The 20,524-nt window shown below is 72.4% G+C and carries 20 protein-coding genes; 5 read left to right on the top strand and 15 right to left on the bottom strand.

The window, feature by feature from the left end; translation table 11 throughout:
• From era to hrcA, 7 genes are all read right to left on the bottom strand, one after another.
• Positions 1-915 (bottom strand): GTPase Era, encoded by a 915-nt coding sequence (era, locus tag J2X26_RS08840; protein WP_055913356.1) that lies wholly within the window; start codon positions 913-915, stop codon positions 1-3.
• Positions 912-2,246, bottom strand: a complete 1,335-nt coding sequence (locus J2X26_RS08835; RefSeq protein ID WP_307491520.1) for a hemolysin family protein — start codon at positions 2,244-2,246, stop codon at positions 912-914. The genes era and J2X26_RS08835 overlap by 4 nt, the downstream gene beginning before the upstream one ends.
• Positions 2,243-2,695 carry an rRNA maturation RNase YbeY gene (gene ybeY / locus J2X26_RS08830; protein WP_055913350.1) on the bottom strand — a complete coding sequence of 151 codons (453 nt, stop codon included), beginning with the start codon at positions 2,693-2,695 and terminating at the stop codon, positions 2,243-2,245. Before ybeY ends, J2X26_RS08835 begins: the two co-directional genes overlap by 4 nt.
• 7 nt (positions 2,696-2,702) lie before the next feature.
• Complete coding sequence (locus tag J2X26_RS08825) at positions 2,703-3,701, bottom strand: PhoH family protein (protein WP_307491516.1); 999 nt, start codon at positions 3,699-3,701, stop codon at positions 2,703-2,705.
• Between the two features lie 97 nt (positions 3,702-3,798).
• Complete coding sequence (locus J2X26_RS08820) at positions 3,799-4,557, bottom strand: 16S rRNA (uracil(1498)-N(3))-methyltransferase (protein ID WP_307491514.1); 759 nt, start codon at positions 4,555-4,557, stop codon at positions 3,799-3,801.
• Between the two features lie 25 nt (positions 4,558-4,582).
• Positions 4,583-5,710, bottom strand: a complete 1,128-nt coding sequence (gene dnaJ / locus J2X26_RS08815; protein ID WP_307491513.1) for a molecular chaperone DnaJ — start codon at positions 5,708-5,710, stop codon at positions 4,583-4,585.
• A 58-nt stretch (positions 5,711-5,768) separates the two neighbouring features.
• On the bottom strand, positions 5,769-6,791 hold the full coding sequence (hrcA, locus tag J2X26_RS08810) for a heat-inducible transcriptional repressor HrcA (RefSeq protein ID WP_307491511.1): 1,023 nt from the start codon (positions 6,789-6,791) through the stop codon (positions 5,769-5,771).
• A gap of 147 nt (positions 6,792-6,938) precedes the next feature.
• Between hrcA and J2X26_RS08805 the strand changes: the two genes are divergently transcribed.
• A complete protein-coding gene (locus J2X26_RS08805; protein WP_307491509.1) occupies positions 6,939-7,796 on the top strand; it encodes a DUF3097 domain-containing protein in 858 nt (285 codons plus the stop codon).
• A gap of 48 nt (positions 7,797-7,844) precedes the next feature.
• Here the strand turns inward: J2X26_RS08805 and J2X26_RS08800 are convergent, their stop codons facing one another.
• On the bottom strand, positions 7,845-8,960 hold the full coding sequence (locus J2X26_RS08800) for a hypothetical protein (RefSeq protein WP_307491507.1): 1,116 nt from the start codon (positions 8,958-8,960) through the stop codon (positions 7,845-7,847).
• A 178-nt stretch (positions 8,961-9,138) separates the two neighbouring features.
• On the opposite strand from J2X26_RS08800, the gene J2X26_RS08795 reads away from it, so the two are divergent.
• A complete protein-coding gene (locus J2X26_RS08795) occupies positions 9,139-9,519 on the top strand; it encodes a DUF4870 domain-containing protein (protein WP_307491506.1) in 381 nt (126 codons plus the stop codon).
• 16 nt (positions 9,520-9,535) lie between these two features.
• Here J2X26_RS08795 and J2X26_RS08790 read toward each other — a convergent pair whose 3' ends face one another.
• The 3 genes from J2X26_RS08790 to lepA form a co-directional block, all read right to left on the bottom strand.
• Entirely contained in the window at positions 9,536-10,549 is a 1,014-nt protein-coding gene (locus tag J2X26_RS08790; protein WP_307491504.1) for a hypothetical protein, read from the bottom strand.
• A 77-nt stretch (positions 10,550-10,626) separates the two neighbouring features.
• A complete protein-coding gene (gene hemW, locus J2X26_RS08785) occupies positions 10,627-11,841 on the bottom strand; it encodes a radical SAM family heme chaperone HemW (protein ID WP_307491502.1) in 1,215 nt (404 codons plus the stop codon).
• 5 nt (positions 11,842-11,846) lie between these two features.
• Complete coding sequence (gene lepA / locus J2X26_RS08780; RefSeq protein WP_307491501.1) at positions 11,847-13,727, bottom strand: translation elongation factor 4; 1,881 nt, start codon at positions 13,725-13,727, stop codon at positions 11,847-11,849.
• 111 nt (positions 13,728-13,838) lie between these two features.
• On the opposite strand from lepA, the gene J2X26_RS08775 reads away from it, so the two are divergent.
• Positions 13,839-14,558, top strand: a complete 720-nt coding sequence (locus J2X26_RS08775; protein ID WP_307491499.1) for a maleylpyruvate isomerase family mycothiol-dependent enzyme — start codon at positions 13,839-13,841, stop codon at positions 14,556-14,558.
• A 3-nt stretch (positions 14,559-14,561) separates the two neighbouring features.
• Here the strand turns inward: J2X26_RS08775 and J2X26_RS08770 are convergent, their stop codons facing one another.
• Genes J2X26_RS08770 through J2X26_RS08760 form a run of 3 tightly spaced genes read right to left on the bottom strand, consistent with a single transcriptional unit; the run spans position 14,562 to position 17,913 of the window.
• Complete coding sequence (locus J2X26_RS08770) at positions 14,562-15,401, bottom strand: transglutaminase family protein (RefSeq protein WP_307491497.1); 840 nt, start codon at positions 15,399-15,401, stop codon at positions 14,562-14,564.
• Complete coding sequence (locus J2X26_RS08765; protein WP_307491496.1) at positions 15,398-16,327, bottom strand: alpha-E domain-containing protein; 930 nt, start codon at positions 16,325-16,327, stop codon at positions 15,398-15,400. Before J2X26_RS08765 ends, J2X26_RS08770 begins: the two co-directional genes overlap by 4 nt.
• Positions 16,321-17,913, bottom strand: coding sequence for a circularly permuted type 2 ATP-grasp protein (locus J2X26_RS08760; protein WP_307491495.1), 1,593 nt, complete (start codon positions 17,911-17,913; stop codon positions 16,321-16,323). The genes J2X26_RS08765 and J2X26_RS08760 overlap by 7 nt, the downstream gene beginning before the upstream one ends.
• 114 nt (positions 17,914-18,027) lie before the next feature.
• Here J2X26_RS08760 and J2X26_RS08755 point away from each other — a divergent pair, with 114 nt between their 5' ends.
• Entirely contained in the window at positions 18,028-18,531 is a 504-nt protein-coding gene (locus tag J2X26_RS08755) for a type II toxin-antitoxin system PemK/MazF family toxin (RefSeq protein WP_307491494.1), read from the top strand.
• A gap of 193 nt (positions 18,532-18,724) precedes the next feature.
• Positions 18,725-18,985: a 30S ribosomal protein S20 gene (gene rpsT / locus J2X26_RS08750; RefSeq protein ID WP_056026454.1), complete on the top strand. Its 261-nt coding sequence runs from the start codon at positions 18,725-18,727 to the stop codon at positions 18,983-18,985.
• 195 nt (positions 18,986-19,180) lie between these two features.
• Here rpsT and J2X26_RS08745 read toward each other — a convergent pair whose 3' ends face one another.
• Positions 19,181-20,503: a helix-turn-helix domain-containing protein gene (locus J2X26_RS08745; RefSeq protein ID WP_307491492.1), complete on the bottom strand. Its 1,323-nt coding sequence runs from the start codon at positions 20,501-20,503 to the stop codon at positions 19,181-19,183.
• Positions 20,504-20,524 lie beyond the last annotated feature (21 nt).

Raw genomic sequence — 20,524 nt, 5'->3', positions numbered from 1 at the left:
TCAGAAGCCCAGCTTTCCGAGCTGCTTCGGGTCGCGCTGCCAGTCCTTGGCCACCTTGACGTGCAGGTCGAGATAGACCCGCGCCCCGAGCAGCGCCTCGATCCCGCGGCGCGCCTGGCTGCCGACGTCGCGCAGCCGGGCGCCGCCCTTGCCGATGATGATGGCCTTCTGGCTGTCCCGCTCGACGAACAGGTGCACCCGCACGTCGAGCATGGGCACGCCGTTCGCGGCCGGCTCGTCGCGGGCCACGATCTCGTCGACGACGACGGCCAGCGAGTGCGGCAGCTCGTCGCGCACACCCTCCAGCGCGGCCTCACGGACCAGCTCCGCCACCATGACCGCCTCCGGCTCGTCGGTGAGCTCACCCTCGGCGTACAGCGGGGTGCCCTCCGGCAGGTGCCCGATCAGCACGTTCTCCAGCACGTCGACGTTGTATCCGGAGGTCGCCGAGACGGGCACGATGTCCGCCCACTCTCCCAGTGCCTGCACGGCCATCAGGTGCTCGGCGAGCTTGCCCTTGCCCACCAGGTCGGCCTTGGTGACGACCGCGACCACGGGCGTGCCGCGACCGTCCCGTGCCAGCTCGGACATCTGCTCGGCGATGAACCGGTCGCCGGGGCCCACCCGCTGGTCGGCGGGCAGGCAGAACCCGACCACGTCGACCTCGGTGAGCGTGTCCTTGACCAGGGCGTTCAGCCGCTCCCCGAGCAGCGTCCGGGGCCGGTGAAGACCCGGGGTGTCGACCAGGATCAGCTGCGCGTCGGGCCGGTGCACGATGCCGCGGACGGTGTGCCGGGTGGTCTGCGGACGCCCGGACGTGATGGCGACCTTCTGGCCGACGAGCGCGTTGGTCAGCGTCGACTTGCCGGCGTTGGGGCGCCCGACGAAGCAGGCGAATCCGGAGTGGAAGGTCATCGGGTGGCTCCGTGGGTGTCGGTCGGGGCGCGGCCCGGGGTCGGGGTGTCCGTCGGTCGGTCCGTGCTCTCGGCCATGCTGACCAGCACCGTCGCGAGCCGGCGGCGCCGACCCTCGACCCGGTCGGCGACCAGGTGCAGCCCGTGGATGTCGCCGGCGGAGCCGGGCAGCGGGACCTTGCCGAGCGCCTTGGCCAGCAGGCCCCCGGCGGTGTCGACGTCCTCGTCGTCCACCTCGAGGTCGAACAGCTCGCCCAGCTCGTCGCGGCCGAACCGGGCGGGGACCCGGAAGACCCCGGGGTCCAGCTCCTCGACGACGGGTGCCGTGGGGTCGTGCTCGTCGGTCAGCTCGCCGACGATCTCCTCGAGCGCGTCCTCGATGGTCACCAGACCGGCGATGCCGCCGTACTCGTCGACCACCATGGCCATGTGCGACGAGCCGCTCTGCAGCTCGCGCAGGAGCTCGTCGACCGGCTTCGACTCCGGCACGAACACGGCCGGCCGCGCCAGCGACGAGGCCGGTGCGTCGAGCATCGCCTCCTGCTGCTGGCGGTCCGACCGGCCGGCGGGTGCGATGGGCAGCCGCGCGACGACGTCCTTGAGGTAGAGCACGCCGCGCAGGTCGTCCACGGACTCGCCGACGAGCGGCACGCGGGAGAACCCGGAGCGCAGCAGGAGCGCGAGCGCCTTGCGCAGCGGCGTGTCCTCGGGAGCGGTCACCATGTCGGTCCGCGGCACCATGACCTCGCGCGTGAGCGTGTCGCCCAGCTCCAGGACGGAGCGGAACATCTCCCGCTCCTCGTCCTCGATGACGTCCGACTCGCTGACCCGCTGCACCATGTCCCGAAGCTCGTCCTCGTCCTCGGCCGCCGACCCGGCCCCGGGTCGCCCGGCGGCGCCCAGCGGACCGGCGACCGCGGTCACGGCCACGAGCACGCGGGACAGGCGGGTCACCACCGCGACGGGGTGCCTCCGGCCCAGCGTGCGCGGGCTCGCCCGCACGAGCAGGAACGCCACGAGCCCGCAGGCTGCGACCGCGACCAGCAGCACCGCCCACCACGGCAGGTCCGCCGACGCCACCACGAGCGTGATGCAGACCGTCGCCGTCATCTCGGCCAGGAGCCGCACGAACGCCGCCGCCGACGCGACCCGCGCGGGGTGCTCGGTCAGCGCGCGGACGCGGTGCGCGGCGGGATGCCCCTCCGCGACCAGCTCCGACACGGCCGCCCGCGAGAGACGGACGACCGCCACCTCGCCGGCGGACAGCGCGGCGGCCGCGGCGATGCCGAGCGCGGCGAACAGGACGAGCAGCGCGACGGGGACGTCCGTCATCGGGACGCCAGGAACGTCAGCAGCAGCCGGCGCTGGAGGGCGAACATCTCCTTCTCCTCCTCCGGCTCGGCGTGGTCGTAGCCGAGCAGGTGCAGGATCCCGTGCGTCGTCAGGAGCAGCAGCTCCTCGGCGGTGGAGTGACCCGCCGTGCGTGCCTGCTGCGCGGCGACCTCGGGGCAGAGCACGACGTCACCGAGCAGGCCGGCGGGCGTCACGTCGCCCTCGCGTCCCGGGCGCAGCTCGTCCATCGGGAAGGACAGCACGTCGGTGGGCCCGGGCTCGTCCATCCACTTGACGTGCAGGTCCGTCATCACGTCCGTCCCGACCAGCAGGATCGACAGGTCCGTCTGCGGGTGCACGTGCATCTCGTCCAGCACGTAGCGCGCCAGCGCGGCGAACTCCGCCTCGTCGACGTCGTACCCCGACTCGTTGTTGACCTCGACGCTCACGGCCGCCTCAGCTCCTGTCCCAGCGCGCGTACGCGTCGATGATCTCGCTGACCAGGCGGTGCCGGACAACGTCCGACGACGTCAGACGGCAGAACGCGACGTCGTCGACGCCTTGCAGGATCTGCTCGACCACGCGCAGGCCCGACGTCTGCGACGACGGCAGGTCCACCTGCGTGATGTCGCCGGTGACGACGACCTTCGAGCCGAAGCCGAGCCGCGTGAGGAACATCTTCATCTGCTCCACGGACGTGTTCTGCGCCTCGTCGAGGATGATGAACGCGTCGTTCAGGGTGCGGCCGCGCATGTACGCCAGCGGTGCGACCTCGATGGTCCCCGCCTCCATGAGCCGCGGGATCGACTCGGCGTCCACCATGTCGTGCAGCGCGTCGTAGAGCGGGCGCAGGTACGGGTCGATCTTGTCCGAGAGGCTGCCGGGCAGGAACCCCAGCCGCTCCCCCGCCTCGACCGCGGGCCGCGTGAGCACGATCCGGTGCACCTTGCGGTCCTGCAGCGCCTGCACGGCCTTGGCCATCGCGAGGTAGGTCTTGCCGGTACCCGCGGGGCCGATGCCGAACGTCACGGTGTGCCGGTCGATGGCGTCGACGTAGTCCTTCTGCCCCGACGTCTTGGCGCGGATGGTCCGACCGCGGCTCGTCAGGATGTTGAAGGACAGGACGTCCGCGGGCCGGGCGCTCGACGCAGCCGTCAGCATGGCGACCGACCGCGTCACCACCTCGGCGGTGAGCGGGGTCCCGCCGGCTGCCATCTCGACCAGCTCGTCGACGAGCCGCGACACCAGGGCCACGTCCCCGACCGGGCCGGCGAGGGTGACCTCGTTGCCGCGGACGTGGATGTCGACCCCGGTGAACCCGTTCTCGATGGTCCGCAGGACCTCGTCCCGCAGGCCGAGCAGCTCGACCATGGAGACCTCGGAGGGGACGCTGATCCGGTGCTCGACGCGCGCGGGTGCAGCGGAGGTACGCGCTGCGGATGTGGACTCGGCCATGTGCTCGGCGTGCGCCGTGCGCTCCTTAGATCGATCTGGGTGGGTCTTCCGTGCTCAGTCTACGAGGCGTCGCCCACAGCATTCCGCGACAGGCCGGTCAGCTCCAGCGACCCAGACGCTCGGCCAGCATCGCGAGGGCGACCGGTCCCGCGGTCGACGTCCGCAGCACGTGCGGGCCGAGCCGCACCGCGCGCGCCCCCGCCTCCACGAGACGGCCGAGCTCACCGTCGCCGATCCCGCCCTCGGGGCCGACGACGACGAGGCACTCGCCCGTCTCCGGCAGTCCCGCCGACGCGAGCGGCTCGCTGGCGTCCTCGTGCAGCACGAGGGCAGCACCGCCGGCTGCCACGACCGCGCGGACGCGCTCGACCAGCCCACGTCCGTCGAGCGCGACCTCCACGTCGGGCACCCGGGCCCGTCGCGACTGCTTGGCCGCCGCCCGGACCGTCCCGAGCCAGCGCGCCCGGCTCTTCGCCGCGCGCTCGCCACGCCACACGACGATCGACCGCTCCGCCTGCCACGGCACCACGGCGTCGACGCCCACCTCGGTGGCCGCCTCGATCGCCATCTCGTCCCGGTCGCCCTTGGCGAGCGCCTGCACGAGGACCAGCGCGACCGCCGGGGCCGGCTCGACCACCCGCCGCTGCACGTGCACGAGCACGCCCTCGGCGGTGACCGCACCGACCACGGCGAGCAGGCGCACCCCGGCACCGTCGACGACGTCGACCCGCTCGCCGGGTCCACGGCGCTGCACCACGCCGGCGTGCCGGCCCTCGGTGCCGTCGAGGAGGTACGTGGCACCGTCGCTGACACCGTCGAGCGTGCCGGGCTCGGCGAGGAAGACGGGCGCGCTCATGACGCCGCGGACGCGGTCGTCACGCTCAGCGGCCCGAGAGCTTGTCGCGCAGCTTGGAGAACACACCCGAGCTCGACGCGGACAGCCGCGCCTCCGGACGCTCCTCGCCACGGAGCGCGGCCAGCTTGCGCAGGAGCTCCGCCTGCTCGTCGTCCATCGCGGTGGGCACGTGCACCTCGACGTGGACGTGCAGGTCGCCGCGCCCGGTGGCGTGCAGGTGGCCGACGCCGAGTCCCTTGAGCGACACGATCTGGGAGGGCTGCGTGCCGGGCCGCAGATCGACCTCGCGCGGGCCGTCCAGCGTGTCGAGCATGAGCACCGTGCCGAGGGCCGCGGCCGTCATGGGCACCTCGAGCGTGGCGTGCAGGTCGTCGCCGCGGCGCACGAAGGTGTCGTGCTTGCGCTCGCGGACCTCGAGGTAGACGTCGCCGGCCGGTCCGCCGGCGGGGCCGACCTCGCCCTGGCCGGTGAGCTTGATCCGCGTGCCCGTGTCGACACCAGCGGGCACGTCCACGCTCAGGGTGCGGCGCGAGCGGACGCGACCCTCGCCGGAGCACTCGGTGCAGGGCTCCGGGATGACCGTGCCGAACCCGTGGCACGCGGCGCACGGCTGCGTCGTCATGACCTGGCCGAGGAACGACCGCGCGACGCGCTGGACGGAGCCGCGGCCGCCGCACACCTCACAGGTGCGCGGCGAGGTGCCGGGCCGGCAGCACGAGCCGCTGCACGTCGGGCAGACGACCGCGGTGTCCACCGGGACGTCCTTGTGCACGCCGAAGGTGACGTCCCCGAGGTCGAGGTCGAGCCGGACGAGCGCGTCCTGACCGCGACGGGCACGCGGGATGGGCCCGCGCTGCGCGGCGGCACCGGTGGCTGCGCCGAAGAACGTCTCGAAGATGTCCTGGAAGCCGAAGCCCCCGCCCATGCCGCCGCCCGGGGACGACGGGTCGCCGCCCAGGTCGTACGCGCGGCGCTTCTCGGGGTTGCCCAGCACGTCGTAGGCGCGCGACACGTCCTTGAACGTGTCCTCCGAACCGGCGTCCGCCCCCGCCACGTCGGGGTGGTGCTCGCGCGCGAGCTTGCGGTAGGCCTTCTTGATCTGCTCGGGGCTCGCGTCGCGCGGCACACCGAGGATCTCGTAGTAGTCGGTCACGGGAGGGTCTGCTCGCTTCCAGCGGTCGGTAAGAATGTGGCGTGAGTGCTCGGGCAGGTCATTGGGCGAGGATCCGGGTGAGGTACCGGGCCACCGCGCGGACCGCGGACATCGTGCCCGGGTAGTCCATGCGCAGCGGGCCGATCGAGCCGATGCGGGCCACCGACCCGCCGCCCTCGTCCCCGTAGCCGGTGGTCACGAAGCTCGTCTCGACGAGCCCGTCGTGCTGCGTCTCCCGGCCGATCCGGACCGCCACGGCGGCATGGTCCTCGGCCATCTCCGAGAACAGGCGCAGGAGCACGACCTGCTCCTCGAGTGCCTCCAGGACGGGACCGATGGACCGCACGTCCGAGCTGCCGACGCGCGCGAGGTTGGCCGTGCCCGCGAGCACCACCCGCTCCTCGCTCTCCTGTGCCAGCGTCTCCTCGACGACGGCGACCACCGCGTTGACGAGGATCTTGTCCGTCGGCGCAAAGCCCTCGGTCAGCTCGGCCAGGGCCACGGGCAGCTCGGAGAGGCGTCGGCCGGCGGCGCTGACGTTGAGCCGGGTGCGCAGGCGGCCGACGACGGACTCGTCCAGGTCGGAGCCGAGCTCGAGGGTCCGCTGCTCGACCCGTCCCGTGTCGGTGATGAGCACGACGAGCAGGTGCCGCAGGCCGACGGGCACCAGCTCCACGTGCCGCAACGCCGAGCGCCGCAGCGACGGGTACTGCACGACGGCGACCTGCTGGGTCAGCTGGGCGATGAGCCGGACGGCGCGGTCCACGACGTCGTCGAGGTCCTGCGCGGTCTCCAGGAACGTGCCGATGGCGCGGCGCTCGGGGCTGGACAGCGGCTTGACGGTGGAGAGCTGGTCGACGAACAGCCGGTAGCCCTTGTCCGTGGGCACGCGACCCGCCGAGGTGTGCGGCTGCGCGATGTAGCCGCCCTCCTCGAGCGCCGCCATGTCGTTGCGGATGGTCGCCGGCGAGACGCCGAGCGAGTGCCGCTCGACGAGCGCGCGCGACCCGACGGGCTCCTTGGTGGCGACGTAGTCCTCGACGATCGCGCGCAGCACGTCCAGCCGCCGGTCCTCGCTCATGTCGCCTCCTCCGTCGTCGTCGGTCTGCCGCTGCGGGGTAGCACTCCCCGCACAGGAGTGCCAATGCTACGCCGGGGGCGCGACACTCACGGGGCGACGGCTGCGCGCCTCGACGCCCGCCCCGGGACATGACCCTAGGCTGCCCGGGTGAACGACGACCGCTACGGCTCGGACGTGCTCGGGGGCTCCGGCTCGACGCACCACCGACCCACCCGCACCAGCCGCCCGCAGCCCGCCGAGACGGGCCTCGTCGTCGAGGAGGTCACCACGGGGTGGGTCGGCGCGGTGGTCCGCGTCGAGAAGTCCGGCGGTCAGCACGTGGTGGTGCTCGAGGACCGGCGCGGCAGGACCCGCACCTTCCCGCTCGGCCGGGGCTTCTGGCTCGACGGCGAACCCGTGGCGCTGACCGCACCGGTGCGCGCGCCGGCACCGGCCCGCCCGACGCGCACCGCGTCCGGGTCCGTCGCCGTGCACGACGCCCGCGCGCGGGTGGCCCGCGGCAGCCGGATCTGGGTCGAGGGAAAGCACGACGCCGAGCTGGTGGAGAAGGTCTGGGGCGACGACCTGCGGCTGGAAGGCGTGGTCGTGGAGCTGCTGGACGGCGTCGACAACCTGCAGGACGCCCTCCGCGACTTCGGCCCGGGTCCCGGGCGTCGCGTCGGCGTGCTGGTGGACCACCTCGTCACCGGCTCCAAGGAGAGCCGGATCGCCGCCGAGGCCGTCCGCGGGACACCGGCCGGGTCCGTCCTGGTGCTCGGTCACCCGTACGTCGACGTGTGGCAGGCGGTGCGGCCCGAGCGGATCGGGCTCGACGCGTGGCCCGTGATCGAGCGCGGCACCGAGTGGAAGCACGGCATCCTGCGCGAGCTCGGCTGGCCGGCCGACGAGCAGGCGGACGTCGCCCGCGCGTGGCAGCGGATCCTGCGCTCGGTGCGCAGCTACGCCGACCTCGAGCCCAGCCTCCTGGGCCGCGTCGAGGAGCTCATCGACTTCGTCACCGCATGACGGTGCCCGGCCGCCCACCGGGCGACCGGGCACCGTGCACGGCACAGGTCAGGCAGCGATCGGGTCCCCGAGCAGCCGCTTGAACAGGAACGCCGTGGACAGGAGCACGACGGGCACCGCCACGAAGAGGCCGATGCCGCAGAGGATCGCGCCGGCGAAGTAGATCGCGATGCTCAGCAGGTAGAACAGGACGGTCGTCGACAGGTTCCGGGTGACGAGCGCATAGCTGGCCTTCAGCGCGTCCACCGGCTGCAGGTGCTTGTCGATGACGAACCAGAACACGAAGATCAGCAGGAAGTTCACGACCAGCGAGGCGAGCGGCCCGATGATCGGGAAGATGCCCAGCACCGCGCTGATCAGCGCGAGGATCAGGGCGGTCAGGATGACCGGTCCGGGCTCGACGAACTTGAAGAAGTCACCGAAGCTCAGCTGCCGCCCTTCGGTCACGTCCAGGGCCGCCCGGATGAAGGCCGCCTGGATGAGGTACCCGAGGATCGCGGCGGCCGCGGAGAACACGAACCACCCGAACGAGAACCCGACCTGCAGACCGGGCCCGGGGCCGTCGCCGTTGCCGGTGCTCAGGAGCGCACCGAAGCCGCCGAAGATGGCGCCCACGATCGTGAGCACGATGGCCGCGATGACGAACCAGACCAGTGCCGCGCCGATGAACAGGCCGCCGGACTGCGTGAACTTCTTCCAGCCGTACGAGAACGCCTCACCGACCGGGGACGGCTGGATCATCGGCGCCCCGTAGCCGCCCGCGGGCGGCGGGTAGGCACCGGGAGGGGCCTGGCCGTAGGCGGGAGGCGGCGGGTAGCCGCCCGGGGCCGGCTGACCATAGGGCGCTGACCCGGCGGGCGGCTGGCCGTACTGCGGAGCAGGCGGACCGGCCGGCGGCTGACCGTATGCGGGGGCGGGCGGCGGCCCTGCCGGGGGCTGGCCGTACGCGGGCGCCGGCGGGACAGGGGGCGCCGCCGGTGGGACGGGCGGTGCAGCCGCGGGCGGGACGGGCGGCGCCGCGGGCGGCGGGACGGGCGGTGCGTCAGGCCCGGGAACCGGGTCCGGCGCGACGGGTGGCTCGACGGAGCCCGGTCCGACCGGAGCAGCCGGCTCGTTCGGCGGCTCGTCGTCGCGCGGCGGGGTTCCGCCGGGGTTCTCGCTCATGCGTGGCCTCCCTGGTCACAGGGCGGTCGTCGCCCACCGAGCAGCGAACCGGGGGCGGAGGTCACGTGTCAAGGAACCGGGCTTTCCCGGCATGTCGGGACGTCCGGCGCGTACCCGTCCCGATCGGTAGGCTGCGCCTGCCGTCAGGTCGGCGGCACCAGGACGAGGAGCAGCCACGATGTCGTACGAGCACCCGCAGAGCCCGCCGCCGAGCAGCGCGGACCAGACCCGGACCCTGGGCATGCTGGCGCACCTCGGCGGGATCCTCGCGTACTTCTACGCCGGCTGGGTGGCGGCGCTGGTGATCTGGCTGGTGCAGCGCGAGAAGGCGAGCGCGGCCGCCGACGAGGCTCGGGTCGCACTGAACTTCCAGCTCACCGTCCTGATCGCGCTCATCGTCTGCGCCATCGTCCGCTCGATCCCGGTCATCGGCTTCGTGGGCTGGCTCGGCTTCATCGCGGTCAGCATCGTGAGCCTCGTCCTGAGCGTCCTGGCCGCCGTCGCCGTGCAGCGCGGCGGCTCCTACCGCTACCCGTTCAGCCTCGAGCTGGTGCGCTGACCGCACCGGACCGCCGTCACTGTCGCGCCCCGCGCCGACCGCGCGTCGCGGCGGCGACCAGGGCGAGCGACAGGGCGAGCAGCACCGTGTTCTGCACGAACCCGCCGGGGGGCCGCGGCGTCATCTCGCTGACCGATGCGAAGCCGACGAGCGCTCGCGCGACGACCGCCGAGCCGGCGACGGCGGCGACCCGGCGCGCGTCCCAGTGCGCGGAGCGGGACCAGTGCGTGACCACGACACCGGTGAGCGTGAGGATCCCGACGCCCACGGCGACGCCAGCCCAGGTCGGCGGGACGAGGGAGTAGCCCACGGCCGCCACGAGCACGACTCCGAGCACGACCGACGGACGAGGCACGCGTGCGTCGGTTGGAACGGGTAGGGACCGGCGACCGAAGGTCCACGCCACGACGACGAGGAGCCCGGCGACCACGAGCGCGCCCGCCAGCTGGCCCGCCGAGGCCTGGTCGCTGCCGGAGTCGCGCACGTCGGACCAGACGAGCACGGCGGCCAGGACGTAGAGCACCGCCGCCGTGGCGAGACCAGGCACCCTCAGCCACGGCCGCCGAGTCCGTTCCATGCCTTCGACGAGCGCGATCGGCGCCGCGAAGCTCCAGACGGCATGCCCGACCAGGAAGTTCAGCGCGGACGCGGCGCCGAGACCGAGCGGCGCGACGAACGTGGGCATCAGCTGGTCGTCCCAGCTGTCGTAGCCGAGGTAGCTCGTGGCGAACAGCGACTGGTCGACGACCCCTGCCTGGAGGACCCCGAACGCCCCCGCCAGCGCGAGGATCCCGGTCCAGTGCAGGCCGGCTCGCACCGCGATCTCGCGGACGAGGAGCGCGGGCGCTCCGTACAGCGGAGCCAGCACGAGCAGCCCGGTGAGCAGGGCGGCGGCGTCCCCGGTGGACGCGGGGTCGTAGGCCTGCAGGTACTCGGCGCACACGGGCGACGCGACGAGCAGCAGGAGCGCCAGCAGCCTGCCCCGGGTGCGCGACGCGGGCTCCGGTGACGCGGTCGGCTCCGAGAGCATGACCGCATCGTCGACGGCCGGCTGACCGCCTGGCACCACCGACGGGCGGAGCCGGGTGCGTCGCTGGGTGGAGGGGCTCAGCCGGCGAGGGTGCGCACGACCGCGTCGGCCAGCAGCCGACCGCGGCGGGTCAGGACGATCCGGCGGCCCTGGATCGCCTCGCGCCCGTCGACGAGGCCGTCGGCCACCAGACCTGCGACGGACGGCCGCGCGTCCTCCGGCAGGGCGTCGAGCGAGAGGCCACCCGCCAGCCGGACGCCGAGCATGAGGCGCTCCAGGAGCGCTCCGTCGCCCGTCACCGTCTCTCGTCCGGCCGCGGGGCTCAGCCCGCGGTCCAGCCGGTCGGCGTACGCGCGCGGGTGCTTGACGTTCCACCAGCGCACGCCGCCGACGTGGCTGTGCGCACCGGGACCGATCCCCCACCAGTCGTCGCCCCGCCAGTAGCTGAGGTTGTGCCGGCAGGCGTCGGCGGGCGTCCGCGCCCAGTTGCTCACCTCGTACCAGCCGAGCCCGGCCGCCTCGAAGAGGTCGTCGGCGAGCTCGTACTTCGCCGCCTGGTCGTCGCCGTCGGGCAGCTCGAGCTCGCCCCGGCGCACCTGCACAGCCATCCGCGTGCCGGCCTCGACGACGAGCGCGTACGCGGACACGTGGTCGACGCCGGTCGCGAGCGCGGACTCGACGCTGGTGCGCCAGTCGTCGAGGGACTCCCCCGGCGTGCCGTAGATGAGGTCGAGAGACACCGCGAGGCCGGCGTCGCGAGCCCAGCGCACGACGTCCGGGATGCGTCGGGGGTCGTGCGTGCGGTCGAGCGTCGCCAGGACGTGCGGGACGGCGGACTGCATACCGAACGACACGCGCGTGAACCCGGCGTCGGCCAGCGCGGCCAGCGACTCCGGCGTCACCGAGTCGGGGTTCGCCTCGGTGGTGACCTCGACGTCGTCGGCGAGCCCCCACGCGTCCCGGACGCCGCCCAGCATCCGCGACAGGTCCGGGACCGACAGGACGGTGGGAGTGCCGCCGCCGACGAACACCGTCTGCACCGGCCTCGGCGGGAGCACGGACGCGGCGAGCGCGATCTCCCGCAGCGCGGTGTCCGCGTAGGCGTGCTGGCTCGCGCCGCCGCCCAGCTCGGTCGCCGTGTAGGTGTTGAAGTCGCAGTAGCCGCACCGCACGGTGCAGAACGGCACGTGCAGGTAGACGCCGAACGCGCGCTCGTCGGCACCCTCGAGCGCCGAGGCCGGCAGGCGGCCGTCGTCGGGGGCGACGTCTCCCTCAGGGAGGGCTGGAGACACTCAGCTCACTTCTTCTTCGCGTCCTTGCCGCCGGCCGACCCCGCGGGCTCGCTGGACAGGGCAGCGATGAAGGCCTCCTGCGGCACGTCGACCCGACCGATCGTCTTCATGCGCTTCTTGCCCTCCTTCTGCTTCTCCAGGAGCTTGCGCTTGCGGGTGATGTCGCCGCCGTAGCACTTGGCCAGGACGTCCTTGCGGATGGCCCGGATGGTCTCGCGAGCAATGATCCGGGCGCCGATGGCCGCCTGGATGGGCACCTCGAACTGCTGGCGCGGGATCAGCTCCTTGAGCTTGGCGGTCATCATCACGCCGTACGCGTACGCCTTGTCCTTGTGCACGATGGCGCTGAACGCGTCGACCGTCTCGCCCTGCAGCAGGATGTCGACCTTCACCAGGTCAGCCACCTGGTCGCCGATGCGCTCGTAGTCGAGGCTCGCGTACCCGCGGGTCTTGGACTTCAGCTGGTCGAAGAAGTCGAACACGATCTCCGCCATGGGCAGCACGTAGCGCAGCTCGACGCGCTCCTCGGACAGGTAGTCCATGCCCTGCAGCTCGCCGCGCTTGGTCTGGCAGAGCTCCATGATCGCGCCGATGAACTCGGCCGGGGACAGGATCGTCGCCTTGACCATCGGCTCGTTCACGTCGCCGATCTTGCCGGCGGGGAACTCGCTCGGGTTGGTCACCGTGACCACCGTCTTGTCCTCGAGCGTGACCTCGTACACGACGTTCGGGGCGGTCGAGATGAGGTCGAGGTCGAACTCCCGCTCGAGCCGCTCGCGCACGATCTCCAGGTGCAGCAGGCCCAGGAAGCCGACGCGGAACCCGAAGCCCAGGGCGACCGACGTCTCCGGCTCGTAGTTGAGGGCCGCGTCGTTGAGCTTCAGCTTGTCCAGGGCGTCGCGCAGGATCGGGTAGTCGGTCCCGTCGATCGGGTAGAGGCCCGAGAACACCATGGGCTTGGGGTCGGAGTACCCGCCCAGGGCCGCGGCGGCCGGCTTGCTCGCGTTGGTGACCGTGTCGCCGACCTTCGACTGGCGGACGTCCTTCACGCCGGTGATCAGGTAGCCGACCTCGCCGACGCCGAGGCCCTTGGTCGGCACGGGCTCCGGGGAGATGACACCGATCTCGAGCAGCTCGTGCGTCGCGCGCGTCGACATCATGACGATCTTCTCGCGCGGGTTCAGGTTGCCGTCGATGACCCGGACGTACGTGACGACGCCGCGGTAGGTGTCGTAGACCGAGTCGAAGATCATCGCGCGCGCCGGGGCGTTCGCGTCGCCGGTGGGCGGAGGCACCAGCTCGACGATGCGGTCCAGCAGCTCCACGACGCCCGCGCCGGTCTTGCCGGACACCCGCAGGCAGTCCTCGGGCTCGCCGCCGATGAGCTTGGCCAGCTCCTCCGCGTACTTCTCCGGCTGCGCGGCGGGCAGGTCGATCTTGTTGAGCACCGGGATGATCGTCAGGTCGTTCTCGAGCGCCAGGTACAGGTTGGCGAGCGTCTGCGCCTCGATGCCCTGCGCGGCGTCGACCAGCAGCACGGCACCCTCGCACGCGGCCAGCGACCGGGACACCTCGTAGGTGAAGTCGACGTGGCCGGGCGTGTCGATCATGTTCAGCGCGAAGGCCTTGTCATCGACGCCCCAGGGCATGCGCACGGCCTGCGACTTGATGGTGATGCCGCGCTCGCGCTCGATGTCCATGCGGTCCAGGTACTGCGCGCGCATCGCCCGGGAGTCGACGACGCCGGTGAGCTGCAGCATCCGGTCGGCCAGCGTGGACTTGCCGTGGTCGATGTGCGCGATGATGCAGAAGTTGCGCAGCAGGTCAGGCGCCGTCGCCGCGGGATGGATGCGCGACGAGGCGGCTGCACTCGGGATCGGGGACAAGCGGACTGCTCCTGGCGTCGGAGTCGGGCGGCGCAGGTGCTGGCGCCTTCCCGACGAACGGTGACCGGTGACCGCCTGTCGGCTGTCGGTGGTCTATCCCACCATGGTCCCATGACGACGGACCGTGCCGATGCGCCGATCGATGCGCCGACCGACCTGCTGACCGTGCTCGGAGGTCTCCAGGCCGACTTCCTCGCCACCATCCCGCTCGTCGACCCCACCACCCGGGTGCCCTGGTGCGGCCGCTGGCGCGTCAAGGACCTCGTCGTCCACCTGGCCCGCATCCACCACTGGGCGGCCGCGCAGGCGCGCCGGAAGCAGGAGACGCCGCTGGGCCGCGGTCCGTTCGTGCTCGAGGACCTCTACGCCACCTGCGCCGCCGAGCTGCGGGACACCCTCACCGAGCTCGGGCCGGACGCGCTGGCGTGGACGCTCGTCGAGAACGGCCCGGCGTCGTTCTGGCACCGCCGCCAGACCCACGAGACGCTCGTGCACCTGTGGGACCTGCGCACGGCGGGCGGGCTGAGCCTGAGCGTCGACCCGAGGATCTGGGCGGACACCGTCGACGAGGTGGTCACCGTGATGCAGCCGCGGCAGGAGCGGATGGGTCGCATGGAGCCGCTGCCCGCCCCGGTCGGGCTGGTCGCGGTCGACGCCGAGCGGTCCTGGTCGCTCGGCGGGTCGGACGCCCCCTCCGTCACCGTGACCGGGACCGCCGAGGCGCTCGCACTGCTGTTGTGGGGCCGCACGACGCCCGCCGACGAGCGCCTCACGGTCGACGGCGACGCCGCCGCGCTCGACGACGCCCTCAGCCGGCGCCTCACGCCCTGAGGCTCAGGCCTCGCGCGTGATCTGCACCTGGACCTCCGCCGCCTGCGTGCCCGCACCGGCGTAGATCCCCCGCATCGGCGGGACGTCGTCGTAGGACCGCCCCCGGGCGAGGACGACGTGGTGGTCGCCCGCGACGACACGGTTGGTCACGTCGTAGGCGCACCACTCGCCCACCCACCACTCGACCCACGCGTGCGAGTCACCGAGCACCGTGGAGCCGACGGGCGCCTCGGAGTCGGGGTGCAGGTAGCCCGAGACGTACCGCGCCGGGATGCCGATGGAGCGCAGCGCACCCGCCACGAGGTGCGCGATGTCCTGGCACACCCCCGCCCGGGCCGTCCACGCCTCCGACGCCGGCGTGTGCACCGTCGTGACCCCCGGGATGTACTCCATCTCGTCGCGCAGCGCTCCGGACACCGCCAGCGCGGCGTCCGCCGGCTCGAGGTCCCCCGCCACGCGCCGCGCCAGCTCGACCACGTCGTCGGGCGGCGCCGTCGTCGGCGTGTCCGAGAGGAACTCCGCCAGCCGGTCCCGCAGCTCCGCGCCGCGCAGCGTGTCCCAGGTCGCCGGGGACCGCAGCGGTGCCCGCTCGGCCACCTCGACCAGGTGCTCGGCGGTGATCACCATCGAGTCGTGCGGGGTCAGCACCTCGAACGCCGAGACCGCCGTCCCCCAGTAGTCGCGGTACTCGTGCCAGCCGGTGTGCGGCTGCACGTCGATCTTCGTCTCCAGCACCGTCTGCCCCTGCTGGGACAGCGGCGTCATCCGCGCTTCGTTGTACGACGCCACGACGGCGCTGTCGTACCGGAACGTCGACGTGTGCACGACCCGCAGCCTGCTCACAGCGCCTCACCCACCCAGTTCGTCGAGGAAGCACTCGGGAAGTACCGGCCGCGGATCGCGTCCGAGGCCGCGGAGCAGGCGCGCTGCACCCGTTCCATCTCCTTGGGCAGCGCGTCGAGGACCTCGATCAGCGGGCGGTACTCCAGGTTCGTGCGCACGTACCCGATGTGCCGCCGCGCGTCGTCGACGGCCGCCCGGTCGGACGTGCCCTCGAGGTTGGCCAGGCATGCCTCGGCCTGGTTGAGCGCGAACACGATGGACCGCGGGAACAGCCGGTCGGTGAGCAGGAAGCCGGCGGCTCGCTCGTCCGACGCCGCTCCCCGGTACATCCGCAGGAAGGCCTCGTGCGCGCCGCAGGACCGCAGCAGCGTCGTCCAGCTCGGTCCGGCCGAACCGGCGAGCGCACGCGTGGTCAGCAGCCTGGCGGTCATGTCGGCACGTTCGATCGACCGGCCGAGCACCATGAAGTTCCAGGTGTCGTCGCGGGACGTCGCGGAGTCCATGATCCCGGCGACGATGGCGGCGCGCTCCCGCACCCAGGTGAAGTAGTCGTGCGGACGCGCCGGCCTCATGTGCGACGGCAGCTGGTTCCAGGTCGCGTTGAGGCACTCCCACAGCTCGGTCGAGATGATCTCGCGCGCACGGCGGGCGTTCTCCCGTGCCGACACCAGCGACCCTGCGATGGACGACGGTGCGAACCGGTCGTACGCGAGCATGTCCAGCACGTACTCGCGGCCGACCTCGACGTGCGCGGGCGGCGGTTCCCGGTCCATCACGGACAGGAGCGACCGGCAGGCCAGGTCCTCCTCCGCCCAGGGGTCCTCGAGCAGGATCTGCACGTGCACGTCGAGCAGGCGGGCCGTGTCGTCCGCGCGCTCGACGTAGCGACCGATCCAGAACAACGACTCCGCGATCCGGCTCAGCACGGGGAACCTCCTGCGGTGGTCGCGCGGCCCTGCTGTTGCTGCTGCATCACCTGGGCGCGCACGTCGTTGGGGTTGGAGTCGATGGGCACCGCCGAGTCCTGCGCGACCGCCTGCGGCAGCTCGGACTGGTGGCGGACCGCGCGGCGCGGGACCGCCCCGCCGAGCACCCAGGTGTCCTTGGACCCGCCACCCTGCGACGAGTTGACGACGAGCTCGCCCTCGGGGAGCGCCACGCGCGTCAGCCCGCCCGGGAGCACGAACACGGACTCGCCGTCGTTCACCGCGAACGGGCGCAGGTCGGTGTGCCGCGGTCGCAGGCCGTCCTCGACGAGCGTCGGCACGGTCGAGAGCTGGACGACCGGCTGGGCGATCCACCCTCGCGGGTCGTCCCGGAGCCGCACCTTCAGCGTCGCCAGCTCGGCCGCACTCGCCTTCGGCCCGACGACCAGACCCTTGCCGCCCGAGCCGTCGACGGGCTTGACCACGAGCTCGTCCAGCCGGTCCAGCACCTCCTCGAGCGCGTCCGGCTCCTCCAGCCGCCACGTGTCGACGTTGCGCAGGATCGGCTGCTCGCTCAGGTAGTACCGGATCAGGTCGGGCACGTAGGTGTAGACGAGCTTGTCGTCGGCCACCCCGTTGCCCACCGCGTTCGCGATGGTCACGGTGCCGTTGCGCGCACACGTCATGAGCCCGGGACTGCCCAGGTAGGAGTCGTTGCGGAACACGACGGGGTCGAGGAAGTCGTCGTCGACCCGCCGGTAGATGACGTCGACCCGGCGCCGGCCCTGCGTGGTGCGCATCCAGACGCGCCCGCCGGAGCAGAACAGGTCGCGCCCCTCCACCAGCTCGACGCCCATCGTGCGGGCCAGCAGCGAGTGCTCGTAGTAGGCACTGTTGAACACCCCGGGCGTCAGCACGACCACCGTCGGCTCGTCGACGCCCGACGGCGCCGCCGCGGTCAGCGCGGCGAGGAGCCGCCGCGGGTAGTCGGCGACCGGCCGGATCCGCAGGGCGGCGAACAGCTCGGGGAACGTCTGGGCCATCGCGCGGCGGTTGGACAGCACGTAGCTGACCCCGCTGGGCACCCGCACGTTGTCCTCGAGCACCCGCCACCCGCCCAGGCTGTCCCGGACCAGGTCGATGCCCGAGACGTGCACCCGGACGCCGTTCGGCGGGTTGATGCCGCGCGCGGCACGCAGGAAGTTGGTCGACGAGAGGACGACGCTGCGCGGGATGACCCCGTCGGCGATCGCGCGCTGCGGACCGTAGACGTCGGCCAGGAACGCCTCCAGCGCCCGGACGCGCTGCGCGACCCCGGGTGCCACGTGCTCCCACTCGTCGCCCGCGAGCACGCGGGGCACGACGTCCAGCGGGAACGGCCGCTCCTCGCCCGCGAAGTCGAACGTGACGCCCTGCGCCAGGTAGGACCGGGCGAGCGTCTCGGCACGTGCTCGCAGCTCTCCGGCGCTGAGCTGCGCGAGCGCTCGGTGCAAGCCGGAGTACGCCGTGCGGGAGCCGCCACCGTCGGGATCGATCATCTCGTCCCACGCCGGTCCGGTCGGGTAGTCGTCGAACAGGTCGGCCATGATCCGGACAGTATCCGCCCGGTGATAACGCTGCGTTACGTAGAACTGCACCGGCGGGTCGGCCTCGCCCCGACGACCACACCTGGCGCCCGGGCGGCCGGTACGGTCGGCCCCGTGACGACGAGCTCGCGCTGGACCCGCGTACGACGAGCGTTCCGCGACGGTGTCGCCCGCCTGACGGGCGGTTCCACCCGACCGACCCCGGCACCGACGACCCTGCCCGACCACCGCGGCACCGTTCGGCTCCAGTACTCCCCTGCCCTGGACGGCAACGCCGACCCCGGCGAGATCGTCTGGGCGTGGGTCCCGTTCGAGGACGACCCGAGCCAGGGCAAGGACCGGCCGGTCCTCGTGATCGGCCGCGAGGCCGACGAGCTGCTCGGCCTGATGCTCACGAGCAAGGACCACACGCGCGACGCCGCCCTCGAGGCCCGCCGCGGCCGCGTCTGGATGGACATCGGCGCGGGAGCCTGGGACTCCCGGCGACGCCCCAGCGAGGTCCGGCTGGATCGCGTGCTCCGGCTACGACAGTCCGCGGTCCGCCGCGAGGGTGCGATCGTGGACCGGGCGCTCTTCGACGAGGTAGCTGCGGCCCTGCGTCGCACGCAGGGCTGGTGACGGCTGGTGAGACCCGTCACGCGGTTCGGCTCGATGCCCCCCGCCTGCTAACATGGTGAATCGCGTGTCCGCCCGGGTCGGCGGGCACAAGCCCAGTTCCTCTCCGCGGGTATCCCCACGCCCTAGTCCCGGAGCTGTGCGCGCCCTCTAGACCTGTCAGATCGCTTCGGCGAACGCACAAGAGAGTCCACACGTGGCCAACATCAAGTCCCAGATCAAGCGCATCACCACCAACGAGAAGGCGCGCCTGCGCAACAAGGCGGTGAAGTCCGAGCTCAAGACGCACATCCGTCGCGTCCGTGAGGCCGTCGCCGGTGGCGACAAGGACGCCGCATCGACGGCTCTCGTCGAGGCGTCGCGCAAGCTCGACAAGGCTGTCTCGAAGGGCGTCATCCACGAGAACCAGGCCGCCAACAAGAAGTCGGCGCTGGCGAAGTCGGTCGGCGCACTCTGATCTTCCGCTGAGCGGGTCACGGCACTGCCGTGACCGCCGGTCGCCGCGATCAGCGGCACGAGCACCAGCGAAGGCGTCACCCCGTTCGGGGTGGCGCCTTTCGTTGTTGGCTGTCGTGGCCCTCAGCCGGCGGAGGAGACAGTGAAGGCGTCACCCCCCCTGCGGGGTGACGCCTTCGCTGTTCTCCGACCTCGATCAGATCAGCGACCAGGTCTCCCAGGAGCTGAGCGGGATCGTGGGACGGAAGCCTGCCTCGCGCAACGCGCGGTCGTACGCCTGTGCCGCGGCGGCACTGTCGCCGTGCATCGCGTACCGGTCACCGAGATCGCGCCATGCCGACGCCGACTGCCGGGACGCCGACATCATGCCGAGCAGGTCCGCCGCCGACTCGTACGCCCGGGCCGCACCCACGACGTCGCCACGCGCGTGCAGCGCGTCGCCACGGGAGAGCTGAGCGAAGGCCGTCTCGAGACGGGGCGGGTCGCCCAGCCGCTCGAGCGCAGCCGTCGCGAACCGCTCCGCGGCGTCGACGTCACCGAGCAGGAGGTGCGCACGAGAGCTCTCGACGTCGACGCGCGCCAGGTCGAGCTCGGAGCCGAGGACGGCGAGTCCGGGCGTCGCACGCTCGATCTGGTCGAGGGCGCCCCGCGGGTCCACCGGGTCGGACCGCAGCAGCAGCCACGCGTAGTTGAGCCGCAGGCGCGGCAGGTCACGGTCCGCCTCACCCTCGGACAGGAGCCCGAGAGCGCGTTCCGTGTACCGCTGGGCCAGCTCGTAGTCACGTCGCTGCTCGGCGACGAGCGCGGCGTTCCAGTAGACGCTGCCACGACCACGCGGGCTGCCGAGCGACTCCGCGAGCCGCACGAGCTCCGCGGCCCGGTGCGTCGCGTACAGGAGGTCACCGCGCTCGACGTACGCCCACAACACTGTGGACGCCAGGCGCAGGTGCTCGTCCGTACCTGTGAGGTCGGCCGCCTCGAGCTCGTCGAGCGTGCGCTCACCGACCTCGACGCTGCGGTGCAGGTCGCCGGCCTCGAGGTAAGCCGCCACCAGCGCGTTCGCCAGCTTGGCCGACTCGACGTGGTGCGTGCGGCCCCGCGAGTCCGCCAGGAGCGGCTCGAGGATCGCGACGGACGACTCGAGGTCACCCAGGACCTCGAACGAGTGCGCCAGCGTGGTCAGCGCGTCGACGCGGACCGACGGCGAGACGATCTCGAGGTCCAGCGCCTCGAGCCTGCGTCGCGCACCGACGGCGTCGCCCTGCGTCATGTCGAGCTTGGCGTAGTCGATCTCGAGGCGCGTGCGCGCCTCGTTCGGACCGTCCTCGCCGTGCTTCAGGTACTCGAGGGTCGTGCCCAGGCGTGTAGCCAGCACGGCGAGCGCGGAGTCAGTCGGTTCACGATGACCCGCCTCGATCAGGGAGATGTAGCTGGGTGAGAACGCGGAGCCCGCGAGCGAGGTCTGGGACAACCCAGCAGCGAGTCGAGCGTCGCGCACCCGGTCAGCAATCGTGGTCATGGGCAGTCATTGTATGTGTGA

The sequence above is a fragment of the Cellulomonas humilata genome (genome assembly GCF_030814415.1).
In the GTDB taxonomy this organism is placed as follows: Bacteria; Actinomycetota; Actinomycetes; order Actinomycetales; family Cellulomonadaceae; genus Cellulomonas; species Cellulomonas humilata_A.
This window is presented reverse-complemented; position numbering and strand designations above follow the sequence as displayed.

Excerpts from the sequence above, each read along its gene's own strand:
- era (WP_055913356.1), bottom strand. The coding sequence starts at position 915 with ATGACCTTCCACTCCGGATTCGCCTGCTTCGTCGGGCGCCCCAACGCC.
- J2X26_RS08835 (WP_307491520.1), bottom strand. The coding sequence starts at position 2,246 with ATGACGGACGTCCCCGTCGCGCTGCTCGTCCTGTTCGCCGCGCTCGGC.
- J2X26_RS08825 (WP_307491516.1), bottom strand. The coding sequence starts at position 3,701 with ATGGCCGAGTCCACATCCGCAGCGCGTACCTCCGCTGCACCCGCGCGC.
- J2X26_RS08820 (WP_307491514.1), bottom strand. The coding sequence starts at position 4,557 with ATGAGCGCGCCCGTCTTCCTCGCCGAGCCCGGCACGCTCGACGGTGTC.
- hrcA (WP_307491511.1), bottom strand. The coding sequence starts at position 6,791 with ATGAGCGAGGACCGGCGGCTGGACGTGCTGCGCGCGATCGTCGAGGAC.
- J2X26_RS08800 (WP_307491507.1), bottom strand. The coding sequence starts at position 8,960 with ATGAGCGAGAACCCCGGCGGAACCCCGCCGCGCGACGACGAGCCGCCG.
- J2X26_RS08795 (WP_307491506.1), top strand. The coding sequence starts at position 9,139 with ATGTCGTACGAGCACCCGCAGAGCCCGCCGCCGAGCAGCGCGGACCAG.
- J2X26_RS08790 (WP_307491504.1), bottom strand. The coding sequence starts at position 10,549 with ATGCTCTCGGAGCCGACCGCGTCACCGGAGCCCGCGTCGCGCACCCGG.
- J2X26_RS08775 (WP_307491499.1), top strand. The coding sequence starts at position 13,839 with ATGACGACGGACCGTGCCGATGCGCCGATCGATGCGCCGACCGACCTG.
- J2X26_RS08760 (WP_307491495.1), bottom strand. The coding sequence starts at position 17,913 with ATGGCCGACCTGTTCGACGACTACCCGACCGGACCGGCGTGGGACGAG.
- J2X26_RS08745 (WP_307491492.1), bottom strand. The coding sequence starts at position 20,503 with ATGACCACGATTGCTGACCGGGTGCGCGACGCTCGACTCGCTGCTGGG.